The organism is Nostoc cf. edaphicum LEGE 07299 (assembly GCF_015207245.1).
Lineage (GTDB): Bacteria > Cyanobacteriota > Cyanobacteriia > Cyanobacteriales > Nostocaceae > Nostoc > Nostoc edaphicum_B.
Genome location: NZ_JADEXF010000932.1, coordinates 1 through 2,743 on the forward strand (window position 1 = coordinate 1; position 2,743 = coordinate 2,743).

Below are 2,743 nucleotides of genomic sequence, written 5' to 3' on the forward strand. Positions count from 1 at the left end.
TGGTAGTACTATCTTTGCGTAGGCGTAGCCAACCCAGACAATGTACACAATGAACTGCACCTACGCACCTGATAAAAAATCCCTGAGTATAAATAAAATAGAAGGCTGGGATGATACAACCCCAAAGTCAAAATAGTATCACCTACACACGCGTTATCCACCTAAGTCATGCAATTGACATAGATATTCCCCAATGGTCTGGAGATCCCACAGTAGAATTTGAAACTGTGGCTGAACTAAATAATGATGGCTATTACTTGCGGCGTTTCTCCTTGGGGGAACATAGCGCTACCCATATCAACGCCCCTAATAGTTTTCATAGTTCTGCTGTGGGAATTGACCAATATCCAGCCCAGTCTTTGGTTGTACCTGCGGTGGTTATAAACGTTTGCCAAGCTACAGCAGTTAATCCTGATTATGCCCTGACTGTTGCTGATGTTTTGGCTTGGGAAGCAGAATACGGTGAAATTTCTGCTGGTTGCGTAGTTATACTGAATACTGGTTGGCAAAAAAAGTGGTTGGATAAAAGTGCATTCCTCAATCATGATGCTCAAGGGATTCCCCACTTTCCTGGATTTGGCAGCGATGCAACTCAATTTTTACTTGATGAACGGCAAATAGCTGGGGTAGGAATTGATACTCATGGTGTAGACCCCGGACAGGATAACAGTTTTACGATTAACCGCCTAGTTTTAGAACAACCGCGCATTGTGTTGGAAAATCTAACAAATTTGGATCAACTGCCACCTAAAGGTACTACTCTAGCGATCGCACCTCTAAGATTACGTGGTGGTTCTGGTTCTCCTGTGGGTGTGTTGGCCTTCGTCCCTTAATTTTTATATCGATATTTGCTTCTTACCCCAATTTTGTAAACTTGAGGATAACCTAGAAAGCAAGCAAACTTAATACACAAGTTTCAGTGGATCATCGGAGATTTTCAAAATGACAACTCCGCTATCTTGTCGCAATTATATAGACGGTCAATGGTTGAGTGCTGTAGGGGAAGCAACTCTAGAAAGTCGCAACCCTGCTGACAAAACCGAAGTGGTGGCAACATTTCCCCGTTCGCAAGTCAAGGATGTAGATACAGCAGTAGCCGCCGCCCGTAAAGCCTACCGCAGTTGGTGCAAAGTCCCAGCCCCAGCGAGGGCAGAATACATCTTTCGCGTTGGGGAAATATTGCTCCAGCATAAAGAAGAACTTGCCCAATTAATCAGTCGGGAAATGGGTAAACCCTTAACAGAAGCTAGGGGAGATGTCCAAGAAGGTATTGACTGCGCCTTTTACAGTGCTGGCGAAGGACGGCGACTCTTTGGGCAAACTACACCCTCGGAAATGTCCAATAAATTCGCCATGACTGTGCGGATGCCCATCGGAGTCTGTGCCTTAATTACTCCCTGGAATTTCCCTGTGGCAATTCCTTGCTGGAAAGCTATGCCAGCCTTGGTGTGTGGCAATACAGTCATTCTCAAACCTGCCGAAGATACTTCCGCCTGTGCAACTAAATTGATTGAAATTTTTCAACAAGCAGGTTTACCACCAGGAGTAATTAACTTGGTGCATGGTGTGGGAGAGGAAGCGGGAAAAGCTTTAGTTGAGCATCCCAATGTTGATTTAGTATCCTTTACCGGTTCCTCAGAAACGGGTGCTTTTGTCGGCGCTACTTGCGGACGCACTCACAAGCGTGTTTGTTTGGAAATGGGTGGTAAAAACGCTCAAGTGGTAATGGAAGATGCCGATTTAGAACTTGCTCTCGATGGTGCAGTGTGGGGAGCATTTGGGACAACTGGGCAACGGTGTACGGCTACTAGTCGCTTGATTTTGCATCGCGATATCAAAGAAAAATTTACTGCGATGCTCTATGAGCGTACCAGTAAGTTGCGCTTGGGTGCTGGCAATGACTCTGATACAGATATTGGCCCGATAATCAATGAAAAGCAACTCCAACAGGTGAGCAAATATTTAGATATAGCTCGTGAGGAAGGAGCAAAGGTTTTAATTGGTGGGGAAATTGCTAGTGAAGGCTCACTGAAAAACGGTTACTTCTTTCAACCAACTATTTTGGATGATGTAACTCCTGATATGCGCGTTGCCCGTGAAGAGATATTTGGGCCAGTGGTGGCATTAATTGAGGTTAGCTCCTTTGAGGATGCGATCGCAATTCTCAACGATAGCAATTATGGTCTTTCTTCTTCAGTTTACACCCGCGATATCAATCGGGCTTTTACTGCTATGCGCGACATCGAAGCAGGTATCACCTATATTAACGGCCCGACTATTGGTGCAGAGGTACACTTGCCCTTTGGTGGTGTGAAACAAACCGGTAACGGACACCGCGAAGCTGGAACTACTGCTTTGGATGTTTTCACAGAATGGAAAAGTGTTTATGTTGACTTCTCTGGAAGTTTGCAACGCGCTCAGATAGATAATCGCAGTTAATTATTTGCAAATACACTTGGGTTAAGGCTTGATTCTCCCTAACCCTCCTTAAATTTGAATCCGCTTTGCTGCTTTAAACCGTTGCAAACTCAGTGTATTTCCTCACTTCTGGAGGCTGAAAAGTCAACAAAACTTAGAAGGTAATAGCTTTTATCTGACTTGTGCAGGTATAAAACTCAATACAGTTCAGTTAAGCAATTTTTTCCTTCTCTTTCTTCTCTCTGCGTCCTCTGCGCCTTCTCTACGAGACGCTACGCGAAGGCGGTTCGTTAAAAAATTGACTTGGATAACAGAGTTTTAGCCT

The 2,743-nt window shown here is 44.6% G+C and carries 2 protein-coding genes; both read left to right on the plus strand.

Annotation, left to right across the window (positions count from 1 at the left end; all coding sequences use genetic code 11):
- Window positions 1-110 precede the first annotated feature (110 nt).
- Window positions 111-833, plus strand: a complete 723-nt coding sequence (locus IQ229_RS22755; protein ID WP_194047647.1) for a cyclase family protein — start codon at window positions 111-113, stop codon at window positions 831-833.
- 109 nt (window positions 834-942) lie between these two features.
- A complete protein-coding gene (locus IQ229_RS22760) occupies window positions 943-2,439 on the plus strand; it encodes an aldehyde dehydrogenase family protein (RefSeq protein ID WP_194047649.1) in 1,497 nt (498 codons plus the stop codon).
- Window positions 2,440-2,743: the final 304 nt, after the last annotated feature.